12 protein-coding genes are annotated in these 19,751 nt (G+C 30.9%); all 12 read left to right on the top strand.

The genetic code is table 11. The features are described 5' to 3' along the window. The first annotated feature begins 221 nt into the window (after positions 1–221). Entirely contained in the window at positions 222–623 is a 402-nt protein-coding gene (locus CLCHR_RS05980; protein WP_079438792.1) for a DUF6762 family protein, read from the top strand. A gap of 121 nt (positions 624–744) precedes the next feature. Next, positions 745–2,529 (top strand): oligoendopeptidase F, encoded by a 1,785-nt coding sequence (gene pepF / locus CLCHR_RS05975; protein WP_079438791.1) that lies wholly within the window; start codon positions 745–747, stop codon positions 2,527–2,529. A gap of 175 nt (positions 2,530–2,704) precedes the next feature. After that, positions 2,705–3,694 (top strand): rhomboid family intramembrane serine protease, encoded by a 990-nt coding sequence (locus CLCHR_RS05970; protein WP_079438790.1) that lies wholly within the window; start codon positions 2,705–2,707, stop codon positions 3,692–3,694. 346 nt (positions 3,695–4,040) lie between these two features. Next, positions 4,041–5,429, top strand: coding sequence for a glycosyltransferase family 2 protein (locus CLCHR_RS05965; RefSeq protein ID WP_079438789.1), 1,389 nt, complete (start codon positions 4,041–4,043; stop codon positions 5,427–5,429). A gap of 313 nt (positions 5,430–5,742) precedes the next feature. Beyond that, entirely contained in the window at positions 5,743–7,692 is a 1,950-nt protein-coding gene (locus CLCHR_RS05960; RefSeq protein WP_079438788.1) for a DNA gyrase/topoisomerase IV subunit B, read from the top strand. A gap of 26 nt (positions 7,693–7,718) precedes the next feature. Then, entirely contained in the window at positions 7,719–10,634 is a 2,916-nt protein-coding gene (locus CLCHR_RS05955; protein ID WP_079438787.1) for a DNA topoisomerase IV subunit A, read from the top strand. A 131-nt stretch (positions 10,635–10,765) separates the two neighbouring features. After that, positions 10,766–11,320: a DJ-1 family glyoxalase III gene (locus tag CLCHR_RS05950; RefSeq protein ID WP_079438786.1), complete on the top strand. Its 555-nt coding sequence runs from the start codon at positions 10,766–10,768 to the stop codon at positions 11,318–11,320. A 649-nt stretch (positions 11,321–11,969) separates the two neighbouring features. Then, a complete protein-coding gene (gene recJ / locus CLCHR_RS05945; RefSeq protein ID WP_079438785.1) occupies positions 11,970–13,736 on the top strand; it encodes a single-stranded-DNA-specific exonuclease RecJ in 1,767 nt (588 codons plus the stop codon). Between the two features lie 221 nt (positions 13,737–13,957). After that, positions 13,958–15,031, top strand: a complete 1,074-nt coding sequence (locus CLCHR_RS05940) for an undecaprenyldiphospho-muramoylpentapeptide beta-N-acetylglucosaminyltransferase (RefSeq protein WP_079438784.1) — start codon at positions 13,958–13,960, stop codon at positions 15,029–15,031. Positions 15,032–15,181: 150 nt separating this feature from the next. Continuing rightward, entirely contained in the window at positions 15,182–15,613 is a 432-nt protein-coding gene (locus tag CLCHR_RS05935) for a flavodoxin domain-containing protein (protein WP_079438783.1), read from the top strand. A 171-nt stretch (positions 15,614–15,784) separates the two neighbouring features. Beyond that, positions 15,785–19,294 (top strand): pyruvate:ferredoxin (flavodoxin) oxidoreductase, encoded by a 3,510-nt coding sequence (gene nifJ / locus CLCHR_RS05930; protein ID WP_079438782.1) that lies wholly within the window; start codon positions 15,785–15,787, stop codon positions 19,292–19,294. 136 nt (positions 19,295–19,430) lie between these two features. Then, on the top strand, positions 19,431–19,622 hold the full coding sequence (locus CLCHR_RS05925; RefSeq protein ID WP_079438781.1) for a four helix bundle protein: 192 nt from the start codon (positions 19,431–19,433) through the stop codon (positions 19,620–19,622). Positions 19,623–19,751: the final 129 nt, after the last annotated feature.

Here is a 19,751-nt window from a genome sequence, read left to right as displayed (position 1 = left end):
TTATGGATTGTAATTTGCCAACTTTTATTTATATGGTTATAAAATGTCTTTTTTGATATAATTTTATATAAAGAAATTACCTAAGCATATAATAAGCATCAGTATCTAATAATATTGTCATATTTAATCCAAGGTGGTTGATATGAAAATTATCGAAACTTATATATGTTTTATAATTTGCAAAAAATAAAAAAAGATATAAACAATAGGATGGTGAAATTATGGATTTTTCAAGTTTAGTATTAATAGAAAAAGATAAGGAAACAGGATTCATAAAAAGAGAGTTAGGGAGCTTTGAAGTAAATGAGGGAGCTTTATTTGTTAAAAAATTATATGTATTAGATGAAACAGTACATATGTATTTTGATACAAATAAAAATGTAGAAGAATGGGAATACTCAGCAATATATGATTTATTTAATACTGAAGCATTTACAGAAAAAGGTTATGTGTTAGAGGAAGACTTAGAAGAATATAATCCAACATATATAATAAAATTTAAATATGAAGATGATTACGACCCTATGAAAAAAAAGATACAGGAGGTCGTATCATTAATCGAAAGAGAAATGAATTTAGTATTTGAAGCTATTCAAGGTAAGGAAGCTGAATATCAAGAATAATAGAAGATTAATAATTAACAATTAATTCTCACTAAGCATGAAGAGTAGAGAAAATAAAGTTTTAAATGTTACGAATCGAATGTTATTGTGAATTATTAACTAAAAAGAAAGGTGTGTTAAGATGAGTGAATTAAAGAAAAGAGAAGAAATTGAAGACAAGTTTAAGTGGAATATTGATAAAGTATATAAAAATATAGAAGATTGGGAAAATGATTTTGAAGATCTAAAGAAAGAAGCGGTCAAATTAAGAGAGTTTTCAGGAAAGCTAACAAATGGAGAAAGTATCTTGGAATACTTTGCATTGAATGAAAAGATATCTAGAAAAGCAGAAACTTTATATGTTTATGCTCACCTAAAGTATGATGAGGATACTTCAAATTCAACATATCAAAGCTTAATGAGTAAAGTAGATATATATATGGCTGAACTTGCAAGTTATACAGCATTTTTTGTTCCAGAAATTTTAAGCTTAGATGATAAGTTTATTGAGGATGAAATAAATAGAGTAGAAGGATTAAAACCTTTTAAATTTTTAATTGAAGATATATTAAAGGAAAAGCCACACATATTATCAAAAGAAATGGAAGAACTATTAGCAGCAGCTTCTGATTGTTTAGATGCGCCTTCAGCAATACACAGTATTTTAACAAATGCAGATATGACATTTGGAAAAATAGAAGATGAGGATGGTAATGAGGTTGAATTAACAGAAGGAAATTATTCTTCGTTTATAAGAAGTAAAAATAAAGATGTAAGAAAAGCTGCATTTGAAAGACTATTCGGAGAATATGAAAAATTGAAGAATACTTTAGCAACATCACTAACTGCATCAATAAAAACATTCAACTTTAGTAGTAAAGTAAGAAAATATAATAGTGCATTAGAAGCTTCGCTAAAACCTAATAACATACCTTTAGAGGTTTATAAAAATGCAGTCAAGGTAATTAACGATAATTTAAATTCTCTTCATAGATATGTTCAGATTAAAAAGAAATTACTTGGACTAGATGAAATTCATATGTATGATTTATATGTTCCTGTAATTGAGATTCCAAAAGAAAAAATAGAATTTAATGAAGGTGTAAATATTGTATTAGATGCATTAAAGCCGCTAGGAACAGAATATCTAGATATTTTTAAGAGCGGAGTTAATGATGGATGGATAGATATATATGAAAATAAGGGCAAAAGAGGTGGAGCATATTCATGGGGAGGATATGACACTATGCCTTATGTGTTACTAAATTATAATAATGAATTAGGCGATGTATCAACATTGGCTCATGAAATGGGTCACTCAATTCACTCATACTATTCAAGAAAAGAACAGTCATATTATTATGCGAATTACACACTTTTCTGTGCAGAAGTTGCATCAACAACAAATGAATCATTACTTATTCATTATTTAATCGAAAAAGAGACTGATCAAAAGAAAAAGCTTTATTTAATAAATCAGGAATTAGAGCAAATAAGAACAACAGTATTTAGACAATTAATGTTTGCAGAATTTGAGCTTTATACTCATGAAACATTAGAACAAGGAATTCCATTAACAGCAGAAGATTATAATAAAGCATGGCATGACTTAAATGTTAAATATTTTGGAAATGAAATAATAATTGATAAAGAAATAGATGTTGAGTGGTCAAGAATACCTCATTTTTATTCAGATTTTTATGTTTATCAATATGCTACAGGTTATGCGGCAGCATCAGCATTTTCAAAAGATATTTTAGAAGGAAAGGAAGGGGCTGTTGAGAAATATAAAGGTTTCTTAAAAGCAGGTGGCAGTGACTATCCAATCAATATTTTGAAAAATGCAGGAGTAGATATGACTACGAATGTGCCAATAGAGGCAACTATTAAAAGATTTAATGAACTTTTAGATATGATAGAAAAATAATTAAGAGTTACTAAGAATATATCTATTACGTTAAAAAATATAATTAATAAAAATCTATAACACGTTGTGCTATGTTAATATAATGCAGTAAAAATGCATTTTAAACTTTAGTACAACGTGTAAATATAATATTAATAAATAACATATTAATATCTCAAAGAGTAGGTAGGCAAAGATGATTAGGATTAAAAGAGATGAAATTTATAAAATTTTATTAGATAGAGAAAATTTCTATATGAAACAATATTATAGTAATTTTCACAAAAAGGAAATATTTCTTGCAATTAAGGAATTAAAAGATGGTATCTACTGTATTTTGATATGTGATGAAGAAAATGAACAAATAGATTGTTTAGAAGCAGTTCAATATATAAAAACTTTAGGAAAAGCATTTTCTTTAAATATGATAATTTTATCTGATAAAGAGGAATATACACATACAGATAATTCACCTATGGCAAATAAACTTGTTATAAATAGGAATAGATCTAGCGTTATTTATTGTGATAATTCATGTATTCCAATAAGGCATATATTCGAAAATGCTAATCATGAGAAAAATGTTAGAGGAGAAGAAAAATTTTTTAAGGACAAATCACTAACGTTAATATTAATGGGGATAAATATAATAGTATTCTTACTAACAGCGTTTTTGTCAGGTAATTTCATAGACATAGATTCAAAAGTGTTATTATACTTTGGTGCTAAATATAATATATTAATTCAACAAGGGCAGTTTTGGAGGTTATTAACTTGTGCCTTTTTGCACTCAGGACTAATACATATAGCTTGTAATATGTATTCACTATATATAATAGGACCTCAAATTCAGCAAGTTTATGGAACCTACAGATATTTCATAGTGTATATTTTTTCATGCATAGCGGCATCGATATTAAGTTATATTATGAGTCCGAATAGCTTGTCGGTAGGGGCTTCCGGTGGAATATTTGGTCTTATTGGAGCACTTTTAGCTTTTGCAATTATAGAAAGAAATAGAATAAATAAGAATTATATATCAAGTCTAATTCAAATAATAATAATAAACCTCTTTATAGGGTTAAGTATAAAGAATATCGATAACTTTGCTCATGTTGGAGGGCTTATTGGAGGTATAACAGCAGGTTACATTACTTATAGAACTATGAGAAAATATAATGAATAATCGAAAACTTAAATTCAAGAATATATTTTGAAAAAGTTATAAAGATAAGAAAGAATAATAACAATATATTAAATAATGAGATTTTGATTAAAGTATATTATGGTTTGATTGTTAAAAAGTTCAATATATTCAATTTGCATATATTTTCTGAAATGACGGTGAGTAAAAAAATATAAAGAAGAAAACAAGGATTTGAAAAATAAATCCGGCAAATATTAATCTTATCTTAATAAATATGGGGTTGATTTTTTATTTCTGTTGAAATATTATTAAATGGGTATAGTACGAAGTAAATATATAAATAATAAATGGGAATAGGTCTCATTAAATATTAGGAGTGAATGTAATGGGAAAATATATTTTTACCATAACAGCATTTTTTCAAATTTTTGTTTTTGCAATAATATGTTATTATTTAGTTTTAGGGTTTATAGGATTATTTAGAAGAAAAGAAAAAAAGAATTATACACCTAAAAACAAATTTGCATTGTTAATTGCGGCACATAATGAAGAAGTTGTAATTGGTAGTCTTATTGAGAGCATGTTAAAGTTAGATTATCCTAAGGACATGTATGATGTTTTCGTTATTGCAGATAATTGTACAGATAATACAGCTAAAATAGCTAAAGGCTATGGTGTTAATGTTTGTGAACGATTTGCAAAAGACAAAAGAGGTAAAGGTTATGCATTAGAGTGGATGTTTTCAAAATTGTTTGCTATGGAAAAACAATATGATGCTATAGCAATATTTGATGCAGATAATTTAGTACATAAAGATTTCTTAAAGGAAATTAACTCTAAAATGGGAGAAGGATATAAAGTTGTACAGGGTTATATAGATAGTAAAAATCCAGAAGATTCTTGGATTGCAGCATCGTACTCAATAGCTTTTTGGACTCAAAACAGAATGTATCAATTAGCCAGAGCAAATGTGGGACTTTCAAACCAAATTGGAGGAACAGGATTTGCGATAGAAACAGCTACATTAAAGAAATTGGGCTGGGGTGCTACATGTTTAACAGAAGATTTAGAGTTTACGTGTAAACTTGTTTTAAATGGAGAAAAAGTAGGTTGGGCTCATGATGCTATAATATATGATGAAAAACCACTAAAATTAAAGCAGTCATGGTCACAAAGAAAGAGATGGATGCAAGGTTTTGCAGATGTTGCTTCAAGATATTTCTTTAAATTGCTTATGAAATCAATAGTTCAAAGAAAATTTTATATGTTTGATTGCGCAATATATGTGCTACAGCCTTTTGTTACATTACTAATTGGTATATCAACAATATTAACATTGATACAGGCAAATACTAGTGGTGTAAACATATTTATTATAAATTATTTATTTAGTGATTTTGGATTTAAAGCATTTGCAGTTATTCAATTTTTACTTACTCCACTGACACTGGCGATTGATAGAAAAATTACTAAACCATTTATGATAATGATGGTTTTATATTCAAGCAATGTTTTTTTAGTTCCGTATTTAACTACTAGTATTCAAAATTGGATGCTTGCATGGGTAATAGGATTTGGATATAACATAGTATTTTTAATATTAACAGGAATATTGCTCGGAAAGAAAGAATTAATTTTATTCTTTAGATTTTGGCTATATAGTTTCTATACACTAACATGGTTCCCAATAACAATTCAAGGTATTTTAAATAAAAACAATAAGGAATGGAGCCATACTAAGCATGTTAGAAAGATAGAAATATGTGATGTATAGTTTTTTGAAAATTGTAGTTTCTAAGTAATATTTTAATTTCTGAGTTATATTTACAAAGAAGTTATTAATGAAATTTAATAAATTTGTATTTTTAAGAGTGTATTATTGAGTTTGATAGTACACTCTTTATTAGTTTGAGAGATAATAATATTAATATTATTTAGGAATTTGAATAAAATAAGAGTAATAACTTTTGGGATTCTCACTTATCTGCCTAAGTTTCTTTTGACAATGAAGCAGAAAGGAAGTATATTCTTAAGAGTAGAAGAATTTTTGATAAAATACGAACTGGTGTTCAAGATGGAGGAATTTTATGGAATTAAAGAATACTAATGCTTATGATGTAACAGATCTAACATCACTTGAAAAATTAGAACCTGTAAGAATAAGACCAGGTATGTACATTGGTTCTACTGGAAGTAAGGGATTACATCATTGTATATGGGAAATAATTGATAACTCCATAGATGAAATAGCAAATGGATATGGAAATAAAGTTACTATAATTTTAAATGAAGATAAAAGTATTACAGTGGTTGATAATGGTAGAGGTATACCTACTGGAATACATCCAATTAAAAAGAAATCTGGAGTGGAAATGGTATTTACTGAGTTGCACACAGGAGGAAAGTTTGATAATAAAAACTATAAAACTTCTGGTGGACTTCATGGAGTTGGAGCAGCTGTTGTGAATGCATTATCAAAATGGTTAGAAGTTGAAGTATATCAAAATGGTAATATATATAGACAAAGATTTGAATATGCCTTTGACAAAGAATTAAAAAGGGATATGCCAGGAACAGCCGTCGGAGGCTTAAAGATAATTGGAAAGACAGATAAGGTTGGGACTAGGATAACATTTAAACCAGATGCCGAAGTTTTTTCAACAACTGAATTTAAATTTGACATAATAGACAGCAGGTTACAAGAGCTGGCATTTCAAAATAAAGGAATAACATTAGAATTAATAGATAAAAGAAAAGGACAAGAAATCACTAAAGAGTATTATTCAGAAAATGGACTTTTAGATTTCATTAATTATCTAAATGAGAGTAAGACACCAATTCATGAAACGCCTATAATATTTGATGGCGAGAGAACAGTTGGAAATATTCAAATGTATGGGGAAGTTTGTATTCAATTTACTGACTCTACAACTGAGACTATTGCAAGTTATGTTAATAATATTCCGACAACTGAAGCTGGAACTCATGAAACAGGGTTTAAAACAGGAATGACGAGAGCTTTTAAGGAATGGGCCAAAAAACTTGGGTTAGTTAAAGAGAAGGATAAAGAGTTTGAAGGTGATGACTTAAGAGAAGGAATGACGGCTATAGTAAGAATAAAAATTACTAATCCTGTTTTTGAAGGTCAGACTAAGACTAAGCTTGGTAATAATGAAGCGTATACTATGATGAATGATTTGGTTTTTACAAAATTTTCTGAATGGATTGAGGATAATAAAACCTTAGCAACAAGTATAATAAATAATGCTTTAGAGGCTGCTAAAAGAAGAGACAAAATTAAAAAGATAAATGAAGCAGAAAAGAAGAAAATTGGTAAGGGAACTGCACCGCTAGCAGGTAAGGTTGCAGTATGTACTATGAGGGATAAAACTGTAAATGAATTTATAGTTGTTGAGGGAGATTCAGCAGGAGGTTCCGCGAAACAAGCGAGGGACAGAAGATTCCAAACTATAATGCCCTCAAAAGGTAAGATAATGAATACAGAAAAGCAAAAACTTGAAAATGTTTTAGCATCAGAGGAATTAAAGATATTTAATACTGCGATTGGAACTGGAACTCTAGATAATTATAGAGAAGAAGATTTGAAGTACGACAAGATAATAATAATGAGTGATGCTGACGTAGATGGATATCATATCAGGACACTTTGGATGACCTATGTTTATAGATATATGAGGCCATTAATAGCAAATGGGCATTTGTATTTAGCTCAACCTCCTTTATATAAAGTGTATAAAGAAACAAAAGGAAAAACTATAGCTAAGTATGCATATAGCGATGATGACCTAGAAAGTGTAAAAAAACAAGTTGGTAAAGGAGCATTAATCCAAAGATACAAAGGACTTGGAGAAATGAATCCTGATCAATTGTGGGATACAACATTAAATCCAGAAAGTAGAACATTGCTTCAAGTTACTATTGACGATGCAGCAAAAGCTGAAAAAATGGTTTCACTTTTAATGGGTGATATTGTTGAACCTAGAAAGAATTATATGTATAAATACGGAGAATTTTAATTTATAAACTAAAAAGGAGAAAAACTATGGCAAAAAAAAATGAACCCCTTATTCCAAGGGATAATAATATAATTGGCATACCGTTAGAGGAAGCAATGCCAGAAAATTATTTACCATATGCGATAGAAGTTGCTAAAGATAGAGCGCTTCCAGATGTTAGAGATGGTCTTAAACCTGTTCATAGAAGAATTTTATACGGTTCATATATGCTGAAGGCTTTTCCGGATAGACCTTACTATAAGTCTGCAAGAATTGTTGGAGATATCTTAGGTAAATACCATCCCCATGGAGACTCATCAGTGTACGAGTCCATGGTAATCTTAGCGCAAGAGTTTTCAACAAGAGCACCTTTAATAGAGGGTCATGGAAACTGGGGTTCTATTGATGGTGATGGAGCTGCAGCAATGAGGTATACGGAAGCAAGGCTTTCGCCTATAGCTATGGAAATGCTTCGTGATATTGAAAAAGATACTGTTGATATGGTTCCAAACTATTCAGATAGTGAGATGGAACCAAAAGTTTTGCCAAGCAGATATCCTAATCTTTTGGTAAATGGTACGTTTGGTATAGCGGTTGGTCTTGCAACTAATATACCACCACATAATTTAGGAGAAGTAACTAATGGGGTTTTAGCTTATATAGATAATAATGATATAACTACGGCAGAGCTCATGGACCATATAAAAGGGCCAGATCTGCCTACAGGTGGTATCTTAATTGGTGAAAAATCAATATTGTCTGCTTATGAAACAGGCGAAGGAAAAGTCGCATATAGAGCTAAAACAAACATTGAAAAATTAGAGAATGGAAGATTAGGTATTGTAATAACTGAGTTTCCATACAGAAGAAACAAGGCTAGGATACTTCAGACCATATCTGAAATGACTGGAGATAAAAGGCATGCAAAGGCATTAGAATCTATAACAGATATAAGAGATGAATCTGATAGAAATGGAATAAGAGCTGTAGTAGAACTGAAGAAAAACGTTGATGAAGATATAGCCGATAAGGTGCTGAAATATTTATTTAAGAAAACAGATTTACAATGTAATATAAGCTTTAATATGGTTGCTCTTGCTAATGGAAAACCAGAAACTATGAGCTTAAAAGCTATAATAAGATATTATGTTGAACATCAAAAAGAAATAATTACAAGAAGAACACAAAAAGAGCTTGATGTAGCTAAAAAGAGGCATCATATTGTTGAAGGATTCATTAAGGCTATAAGCATACTAGATGAAGTTATAGCAACTATTAGAGCATCAAAATCAAAGAAAGATGCATCAGATAATTTGATAAGTAAATTTAAATTTTCAGAAGCACAGGCACAGGCAATATTAGAACTTATGTTATATAGACTGACAGGTCTTGAAATAGAGATATTCGAAAAAGAATATGCTCAGCTTGAAAAACTAATAAAGAAACTTGAGAAAATATTATCAAGCGAAAAGGAACTATTAAGAGTAGTTAAAAGCGAATTGCAAGAAGTAAGTGATAAATATTCAGATAAAAGAAGAACTGAAATAATACACGATGACAATGAAAGTAAAATTGATATTGAAGAGCTGATAATAGTAGAAGACGTTATGATTACTGTATCGAAAGACGGATTTGCTAAGAGAATACCTCTTAAAAATTACAATAGGTCAAGTTCAAATCCGGAAGATATTGAATATAGAGAGGGAGATTCACTTAAATATTTAATAAGCTCAAATACAAAAGATACGGTTCTTATATTTACAGATAAAGGATTTATGTATCAAACTAAGGGGATTAATATTCCGGAATTAAAGTGGAAAGAAAAGGGCCAAAGATTAGATGAAATTATTAAGACTTTGAATCTTGAAAACGAGAAGATAGTTTCGGTTATATCTTTAGAAAATTTCAACCCCAATAAAGCATTTAGATTTATAACAAAACATGGTGGAATTAAATTAAGTTCACTGGATAAATTCCAAACCGCTTATGCAAAGCTGCAAGCTTTAAAGCTTAGGGATGAGGATGATTTAGTTGATGTGTCAATTAGATCGATTGAAGATGAAAATAAGTTCTTAAAGGTTAAAAGTAAACAAGGGTTGGAGTTTACTCTTGAAGTAAAAGCTCTTGAAGATACACCTAGAAATATACTACCTGTTCAACTATTCAACTTCTCACAAAATGATGAAATAGTAAATATAGAAGATAGCGATGAGATCGAATACTTTGAATTAAGTCTGGGGATTACAGATAAAAATAAACTTAAATCTTTTGAAAGAATTAAAGAAGATTCTCTAAAAGTTAAAACTAACTCACTAAAAGAATTATTGATGTTTAGTAACAAAGGATATGTATATAAAGTTCCGGTATTTCTAATGAAGAATGTTTTAAATGAAGAAATTTCAGTAGAATCATTTTTAGGTAAGTTAGAAAAAGGTGAAAAGATTATTAGTTTAGTTTCTATTGATATTTATGATGATGAGTCAGGTATATATACTTTTACTAAAAAGGGTATGGTGAAAAAGACTCAATTAAAGGAATTTGAAGGTGACTTCTTTAGACAAGTATTCTATAAATTTAAATTTGATGATGATGAAGTTGTCTCAGTAGAAATAAATAAAATGAAATTTGGTCATCTTATAATGATAACTAAAAAAGGAATGGCTATAAAATTCCCAGTTGAAAATGTTAGTGTTATGGGAAAAGTGGCTTCAGGAGTTACAGGAATAAGCTTGAGAGACGAGGATGCAGTTATTTTTGGAAAATATCATAGTAAATACACAAGCAATGAAGAAAATAGTATCACTTTATCGTCTGATAGTACTCAAGTACTTCTAACTTCTAAGTCCAAGGTGAAATCAGTGGTTAAAATAGATGATGTTAAATTACAAAATAGAGCCGGTAGAGGTACGAACATAATGATGATTGTACTTGATGATGAGATAAAAGATGTGACACTAAACTAATTATAAATTATAACTTTTAACTTGTATGTGCTGGTGGTATAATGTAAGTATAATTAGAGAAATTATAGAATGAGGATGTTCTAAAGATGATTTAGAATATCCTTTTTATTTAAATTAAAGGAGGAATTTTCATGAAGAAAGTATGCGTATTATTAGCAGAAGGGTTTGAAGAAATTGAGGCTTTAACTGTATCAGATATAATGAGAAGAGCAGATGTGACTTGTGATTTAGTATCGATTGGAGAAGAAAAAGTGGTAAAATCAAGTCATGAGTTATCAGTTCAGGCAGATAAAATTTTTGATGAAGATATGGAGTATGATTTGGTTGTAATTCCAGGAGGAGTGCCTGGAGCAACTAACTTAAGAGATGATGATAGAGTAATAAGATTTATTAAAAAACAAAATAAAGAAGGTAAGTTAATAGGGGCAATTTGTGCAGGACCAATAGTCCTTGGGAGAGCAGGAATCACAGAAGGTATTAACTTAACATCTTATCCAGGATACGAGGATGAATTGCCAAATTGTGAATATTTAGAAGATGCAGTAGTAGTTGATAAAAATATTATAACTAGTAGGGGGCCGGCAACAGCAATGGCATTCTCATATAAATTACTAGAAGTTCTAGGATATGATCATAAAGTAGAAGGAATTTCATCTGGAATGTTATATAAAATGTTCATGAAATAAATGTATTGTGCAGAACTTAAAGTGAAGTGGTAATCAACCGAAATAAAATACATATATGTTCCGCAGGGCTGTGAAAAATTTCGCTGGGAATATCTAAATGGAAAGTTGCACCACTTCTGCATGCTCCTGTGACAAGCGCAGGACAAGCAAAAGTGGAACAACTTGCCATTAAGATATTCCATCAGCTTATATTTCAATGCCTGACTTCACATATATGTATTTTATTTCTTTGTATCCAATTTACTTTAGGTACTACACAAATACCTAGCACAGAAAATTGAGAATGCACATTAATGAAGAGGTATTGCTTACAAAAGAAATATAAAAATACTTGCTTGAATAAAAGGATCTACTTTAAATTTACAATAAACAAAGAAATTGAATATATGTTTTTGCACAGTGTTTATAGAAGATTTTGCTGGTCGTGATTCTTAGAATATAAGTTGTTCCAAATGTGCTTGTTCAAAGCTGTGTCTTTGAAGCAAGCACTTTGGGCACAACCTATATTCTTAGAATCATCCAGCAAAATCTTCAGGGAACCGGAGCAAACACATATATTCAATTTCGGTTGTTTAGATGTAACTATAAATTATACTCATACTGCAAGTATTTTTATATTTCGCGGCTACGAAAAATTAAAGGAGGAAACATGGCGGAAAGATGGTTTGTAAAGAATATAAAAGCTGATTATAAACATATGTCTAAAAAATACGCACTGACAGAATTGGTGTGTAAACTTATAGTGAATAGAAATATTATAGATGATGAAATGATAAAAAGTTACATAAATCCAGACTTTGATAAGTTCCACAATCCGAGAGGAATGAAAGATTTAGAAAGAGCAGTAGATATACTTAAAGAGAAAATAGATCAAAATAGCAAAATTAGGATTGTTGGTGACTATGATGTAGATGGCGTAATAAGTATTTACATTTTATATAAAGCGCTGAAAAGGTGTAATGCAAATGTAGATTACGAAATTCCAGATAGAATAAAAGATGGATACGGAATCAATATAGATATAATAAAACAGGCTAAGGAAGATGGTGTTGATACTATTCTTACCTGCGATAACGGAATATCAGCTATTGAACAAATAAAGTATGCTAAAGATTTAGGAATTACCGTGATAGTTACAGATCATCACGATATACCATTCGTTGAAAATGAAAACAATGTTAGAGAATTTGTCAGTTTAAGTGCTGATGCAGTAGTGAATCCAAAGCAAAGTGAATGCTGTTATTCCTTTAAGCAATTATGTGGGGCAGGAGTGGCATTTAAACTTGTAGAAGTTCTTTATGAAACGCTTAATATAGATAAAAGAGAATGTTATAAATTTATAGAATTTTTAGCTATAGCTACAGTATGTGATGTTGTAGACTTAGTTGATGAAAATAGAGTGTTTGTAAAAAAAGGGTTAGAGTTTATAAATAAAACAACTAACTTAGGCTTGCAAGAGCTGATAAGAGAATGTGAACTTACTGATAAAACACTAACAGTATATCACTTGGGGTTTATTATTGGACCTTGTATAAATGCATCAGGAAGGTTAGATTCAGCCAAGAGGGGATTAGAACTATTGCTTTCAGAGGATGAAGAAAATGCAGTAAGGCTTGCTAAGGAATTGGTTAAGTTAAATGCAGAACGTAAAGAAATGACTATGAATGGTGTTGAAACTGCAATAGAAATTATAGAGAAGAATGGAATGATACAGGATAAAGTTTTCGTTATATATATTCCAGATATACATGAAAGTTTAGCAGGAATTATAGCAGGTAGAATAAAAGAAAAGTATAATGTTCCAACTTTAATAATTACAAAAGCAGAACATGGAGCAAAGGGTTCAGGCAGATCAATAGAGGAATATAACATGTTTGAAGAACTGATTAAATGTAAGGATCTCCTTGAAAAATTTGGTGGTCATCCTATGGCAGCAGGATTTTCGTTAAAGGAAGAGAACATAGATGAGTTTAGAAAAAGATTAAATGAAAATACGACATTAAGTGATGAAGAATTATTAAGAAAAGTTACTATTGACTGTGTGTTACCATTGGATGAAATAAATTATCAGTTAATTGATGATTTAGGTAGGCTTGAGCCGTTTGGTAGGTCAAATTCTAAACCTTTATTTGCAGAAAAAAATATCAATATACTAAAAGCAACAGTACTTGGCAAGAATAGAAATGTATTGAAGTTAAAGTTAAAAACTAAATTAAATAAGGCTTTAGATGCTATTTATTTTGGTGATATCAATGAATTTGAAGATGGAATAGGTAGTAAGTACGGAAAAGGGGAATTGCAGAAACTTTACGATGGTGCGTATAATGATGTGGTAATGGATTTAGTATTTTATCCGAGTATCAATGAATATAATGGTAATACTAGTATTCAAGTTGTAATTCAAAATTATAGATAGAGGAAAAGTGCAAAGCACTTTTCGATGAATAATGAAAAATGAATGTAAAAAGCTCAAAGAGAAAGTTCGAGAACCTAAATATAAAATTTGGACTCTCACTTTTCCTTAGGGAATTTTTATATTTAAAGGTGCTTTGCACCTAATGATTTTAAATTTTGCAGAGTAAAATCTCCTTAATCATTCATCATTAATTATTCATTTATTTAAGAAGGGGTGGTTTTTTGTCTAAATATAAAATAATAATGACAGGAGGGGGGACAGCAGGGCATGTTACTCCAAATCTTGCATTAATACCTAAATTAAAGGAAGAAGGCTTTGAAATTAAATACATCGGAAGTTTTGATGGCATAGAAAATGAAATAATAACAAAAAATAATATACCTTTCTTCGGGATTTCATGTGGAAAATTACGAAGATATTTTGATGTGAAGAATTTTACTGATCCGTTTAAAATCTTAAAAGGTATTACTCAGGCCTTAAGAATATTATCTAAAGAAAAACCAGATGTTATTTTTTCAAAAGGAGGGTTTGTAGCAGTACCAGTTGTTATAGCGGCATCATTAAAAAAAATACCAGTAATCGCTCATGAATCAGATATGACGCCGGGTCTTGCTAATAAATTATCCGCTCCTTTTTGTGATAAGTTATGTGTGACTTTTAGAGAAAGTCTAAAATATATAAAAGATAGTAAGGGAGTACTTACAGGCAGTCCTATTAGAGAAGAAATACTTCATGGTGATAAAAATGAAGGGAAAAGAATATGTGGATTTAAAGATAGTAAAGAAATATTGCTTATAATGGGAGGAAGTCTAGGATCAAAGCTCATAAACGAAGAGATAAGAAAAAATTTAGATAAATTATCGAAAGATTTTAACATAATTCATATCTGCGGTAAAGGAAATATACACAAAGATTATGTAAATATGAGTGAATATAAGCAGTTTGAATATGTAAGTGAAGAATTGCCGGATTTAATGAAGGCGGCAGATTATATAATTTCGAGGGCTGGAGCAAATTCAATATTTGAATTCTTAGCGTTGAAAAAGCCAACGTTATTAATACCGCTTTCAAGAAAAGCGAGTAGGGGAGATCAAATTCTAAACTCAAGGTCTTTTGCAAAAGAAGGTTATTCGTTAATGCTGGAAGAGGAAGAAATTAATGGAGATATATTATACAAGAAAGTTATGGAACTTAAGGAAAATAGAATATCTTTAATTAAGAGTATGGAAAAAAGTGAAGCTAAAAACGGAGTTGATGCAATAGTAAATATACTATTAGCGAGCATAAGAAGGTAGATTACTAAAAAGTAGATTTATTAGTTAAAAAAAAACAATTTGTGCAATCAAATCTTGCAAAAAAAAATATGTGAGATATAATAAAAGGGTAAGTTCTTTTTAGTGAAAACATAAGTTAATTATTTAACAAGAAGATGAGGTGCTATTTCAATGAAAAAAGTTTCAATCATTTATTGGAGTTGTGGAGGAAATATAGAGGCTCTTGCAAATACTATGGCAGATGGTGCTAGAGAGCAAGGTGCAGAAGTGCGTATAAAGCACGTTGCGGATGCTACGATAGAAGATGTTTTAGAAGCTGATTCTGTTGCATTTGGAAGTCCTGCAGTAGATGCCGCTAAAATAGAACAATTAGAAATGAAACCATTTCTGGAACAGTTGAAGGATTACAGTAAAGATAATAAGAAGAAAAACTGTATTTTATTTGCAACCTATGGATGGATTGAAGACACTTTTATGAAAATATGGAAAGATGAAATGACATCTTATGGCTTTAATGTAATGGGAGATTTAGCAGTTAAAGATTCACCAACTAAAAAACAGACAAACCTTATTAAGAAATTAGGAAAAGATTTAGCTAACTAGTGATTGGCTAAATTATGTAAGGTTAAATTAGTTTTTGTGTGTAAAGTTGGAATGTAGCTTTGATTAGCTAATATTTTGTGTGTTTATTAGGTGGTCTTATAGACTTACTTATATAAAAAAATTTAAATTATTCAAAATTTAAGTTTTAAATTAGAAAGAGGGGTCAACGCGATGAGAAAAATGAAAACTATGGATGGTAATACTGCAGCAGCTCATATATCTTATGCATTTACTGAAGTTTCTGCAATATTCCCAATTACACCATCATCACCTATGGCAGAACATGTAGATGAATGGGTAGCACAAGGAAGAAAAAATATATTTGGACAACCTGTTAAAGTTATGGAAATGCAATCAGAAGCTGGAGCAGCTGGTGCAGTTCACGGATCTTTACAAGCTGGAGCATTAACTACTACTTATACAGCTTCACAAGGTTTATTATTAATGATACCAAACATGTACAAAATTTCTGGTGAAATGTTACCAGGAGTATTCCATGTATCAGCTAGAGCATTAGCTACTTCTGCATTAAACATATTTGGAGATCACCAAGACGTTATGGCAGCAAGACAAACTGGTTTTGCAATGCTTGCAGAAGGTTCAGTTCAAGAAGTTATGGACTTAGCAGCAGTTGCTCATTTAACTGCTATTAAAACAAGAATTCCATTCTTAAACTTCTTTGATGGATTCAGAACTTCTCACGAAGTTCAAAAAATTGAAGTTTTAGAATATGATGAATTAGCAAGTTTACTTGATTGGGATTCAGTTAAAGCTTTCAGAGAAAGAGCATTAAACCCAAATCATCCTGTAACTAGAGGAACTGCTCAAAATGCAGATATCTATTTCCAAGAAAGAGAATCTGTAAATAAATTCTACGATGAATTACCAGAAACAGTTGAAAGTTATATGGCTGAAATCACTAAATTAACAGGTAGAGAATACCACTGTTTCGATTACTATGGAGCACCAGATGCTGATAGAGTAATCATAGCTATGGGTTCAGCTACTGACGTTTGTGAAGAAACTATAGATTACTTAAATGCTAACGGACAAAAAGTTGGTGTTGTTAAAGTAAGATTATTCAGACCATTCTCAAATGAAAGATTATTAGCAGCTATTCCAAAGACAGCTAAGAAAATCGCTGTTTTAGATAGAACTAAGGAACCAGGATCTGCTGGAGAACCATTATACTTAGATGTAAGAAATGCATTCTTCGGTCAAGCTGATGTACCAGTAATTGTTGGTGGTAGATTCGGTTTAGGTTCAAAAGATCCAAATCCAGGACATATTGCTGCAGTTTATGCTAACTTAGCACAAGATGCACCAAAAAATGGATTTACATTAGGAATCAATGATGACGTTACAAATACTTCATTAGAAGTAACTGAAGATATAGATGCTACTCCAGAAGGAACTACATCTTGTAAGTTCTGGGGATTAGGATCAGATGGTACTGTTGGAGCTAACAAGAGTGCAATCAAGATTATTGGAGATAATACAGACATGTATGCTCAAGCATACTTCTTCTATGATTCAAAGAAATCAGGAGGAATTACAGTATCTCACTTAAGATTTGGTAAGAAAGCAATTAAGTCACCATACTTAATAAACAAAGCAGACTTTGTTTCATGTTCTAACCAATCATACATCCACAAATACAATGTACTTGATGGATTAAAACCAGGTTCAACTTTCTTATTAAATACTATCTGGACTCCAGAAGAGTTAGAAGAAAAATTACCTGCAGCATATAAGAGATTCTTAGCAAACAACGACATTAAGTTCTATATTTTAAATGCAGTAGGAATTGCTCAAGAAATAGGTCTTGGTGGAAGAATCAACATGATAATGCAATCAGCTTTCTTTAAGCTTGCTAACGTTATTCCAGTTGAAGATGCTATTAAGCACTTAAAAGATTCAGTTGTATCTTCTTATGGTAAGAAGGGTGAAAAAGTTGTTAACATGAACAATGCTGCTATAGATAAGGGTGTTGAATCAATTGTTGCAATAAATATTCCAGAAGCTTGGAAGACAGCTCAAGATGAAGAAGAAGTAGAAATTAAACATGCTACTAAATTCGTTAAAGATATAGTTATTCCAATGAACAGACAAGAAGGAGATCAACTTCCAGTTTCAGCATTTGCAGGTATGGAAGATGGTACTTTTGAAAATGGTACTGCAGCTTTCGAAAAGAGAGGAATTGCAGTAAATGTTCCTGAATGGGATGCAGAAAAATGTATTCAATGTAACCAATGTTCAATGGTATGTCCACATGCTGCTATAAGACCATTCTTATTAACTGAAGCAGAAAAGAATGCTGCTCCAGATGCTGCTAAAATTGTAGCTGCTAAGGGATTAAAGACTGAAGAACCATTATTATACACTATGGGTATAACACCACTTGATTGTTCAGGTTGTGGAAACTGTGCTCAAATATGTCCAGCACCAGGAAAAGCACTAGTTATGAAACCACAAGAATCTCAACATGACCAAGTAGAAGTTTTTGATTACTTATTCTATGAAGTGTCAACTAAGAAGAACCCAATGAATAAGAAGACAGTTAAAGGTAGCCAATTTGAACAACCATTACTTGAGTTCTCAGGAGCTTGTGCAGGTTGTGGAGAAACTCCATATGTTAAAGCTATAACTCAATTAGTTGGTGATAGAATGATGGTTGCTAATGCAACTGGATGTACATCAATCTGGGGAGGATCTGCTCCTTCAACTCCATACACTAAGAATAAATGTGGACACGGTCCAGCTTGGGCTAACTCATTATTCGAAGATAATGCTGAATATGGATTAGGTATGTTCTTAGGAGTTAAGGCTATAAGAGAAAGAATTGCAGAAAAAGCTAAAGCTGCTATAGCTGCAGGAGATGCTGCAAGCGCTGAATTACAAGAATGGTTAGATAACGTTGATGAAGGTGAAGGAACTAGAGAAAGAGCTGATAAATTAACAGCTGCTTTAGAAGCTTCTAACACTGAATTAGCTAACGAAATATTAGCAGAAAAAGACTACTTCGTTAAGAGATCACAATGGATCTTCGGGGGAGACGGATGGGCTTACGATATCGGATACGGTGGAGTTGACCATGTATTAGCTTCAGGAGAAGATGTAAATATATTAGTAGTAGATACAGAAGTTTACTCAAACACAGGAGGTCAATCATCTAAATCTACTCCAACTGCTGCAATCGCTAAGTTTGCTGCAAGTGGTAAGAAGACTAAGAAGAAAGATCTTGGTATGATGGCTATGAGTTATGGTTATGTATATGTAGCTCAAATTAACATGGGTGCTGATAAGAACCAAGTTATGAAAGCTCTTGCAGAAGCTGAAGCATACAAAGGACCATCATTAATAATAGCTTATGCTCCATGTATCAACCATGGATTAAGAATTGGTATGGGTAACAGCCAAGAAGAAGCTAAGAGAGCTACTGCATGTGGATACTGGCAAATGTACAGATTCAACCCAGAATTAAAAGAAGCTGGAAAGAATCCATTTGTATTAGATTCTAAAGAACCAACAGCAGACTTTAAGGAATTCTTAATGGGAGAAGTTAGATACTCTTCACTTGCTAAGGCATTCCCAGAAGCAGCAGACGCTTTATTTGAAAAGACTAAACAAGATGCTATGGAAAGATTAGAAGGATACAAGAAATTAGCTAATCAACAATAGTAATTAAAAAAATATAAATAACTAAATTTGCGCAAAAAGAAAGAAGTCACTACGGTGGCTTCTTTTTTTGATGAATGATGAACGAAAAAACTTCTATAGAGTTTTGAATAGTATATTTTTATTATGTATATAATTAATGAAAAATACTAAAACTTTCATTGAAGGATTAGATAATGAAGCTAATTATGCAATCAGTAAGGCTGATTTTATTGCTAAAATGTATATTGCATTAAAAGAGGCGGCTGAAACAGAATGTTGGATAATACTTTTAGAAAAATCAGGATACATAGAAGTAAATAAATGTGATATAAAAAATAAGTGTCTATAATTAGAACGTATATTAATTTCATCTATTAAAACTTGTAAAAGAAATGAATGATTAATGATGAAGGACGAAATTACTCCGTAATTTCTTAAGGTATATATTTTTTAGAAATCTTCCTTGGAGATTTCATCC

The organism is Clostridium chromiireducens, from assembly GCF_002029255.1.
GTDB lineage: Bacteria > Bacillota > Clostridia > Clostridiales > Clostridiaceae > Clostridium > Clostridium chromiireducens.
The sequence above is the reverse complement of the archived record's forward strand: the minus strand, read 5'-3'. Positions and strand labels throughout refer to the sequence as shown.

What these genes read in the sequence shown, in the direction of transcription:
- pepF (WP_079438791.1), top strand. Translation starts at nt 745, where the DNA reads ATGAGTGAATTAAAGAAAAGAGAAGAAATTGAAGACAAGTTTAAGTGG.
- CLCHR_RS05970 (WP_079438790.1), top strand. Translation starts at nt 2,705, where the DNA reads ATGATTAGGATTAAAAGAGATGAAATTTATAAAATTTTATTAGATAGA.
- CLCHR_RS05980 (WP_079438792.1), top strand. Translation starts at nt 222, where the DNA reads ATGGATTTTTCAAGTTTAGTATTAATAGAAAAAGATAAGGAAACAGGA.
- CLCHR_RS05950 (WP_079438786.1), top strand. Translation starts at nt 10,766, where the DNA reads ATGAAGAAAGTATGCGTATTATTAGCAGAAGGGTTTGAAGAAATTGAG.
- nifJ (WP_079438782.1), top strand. Translation starts at nt 15,785, where the DNA reads ATGAGAAAAATGAAAACTATGGATGGTAATACTGCAGCAGCTCATATA.
- CLCHR_RS05925 (WP_079438781.1), top strand. Translation starts at nt 19,431, where the DNA reads ATGAAAAATACTAAAACTTTCATTGAAGGATTAGATAATGAAGCTAAT.
- recJ (WP_079438785.1), top strand. Translation starts at nt 11,970, where the DNA reads ATGGCGGAAAGATGGTTTGTAAAGAATATAAAAGCTGATTATAAACAT.
- CLCHR_RS05965 (WP_079438789.1), top strand. Translation starts at nt 4,041, where the DNA reads ATGGGAAAATATATTTTTACCATAACAGCATTTTTTCAAATTTTTGTT.
- CLCHR_RS05960 (WP_079438788.1), top strand. Translation starts at nt 5,743, where the DNA reads ATGGAATTAAAGAATACTAATGCTTATGATGTAACAGATCTAACATCA.
- CLCHR_RS05935 (WP_079438783.1), top strand. Translation starts at nt 15,182, where the DNA reads ATGAAAAAAGTTTCAATCATTTATTGGAGTTGTGGAGGAAATATAGAG.
- CLCHR_RS05955 (WP_079438787.1), top strand. Translation starts at nt 7,719, where the DNA reads ATGGCAAAAAAAAATGAACCCCTTATTCCAAGGGATAATAATATAATT.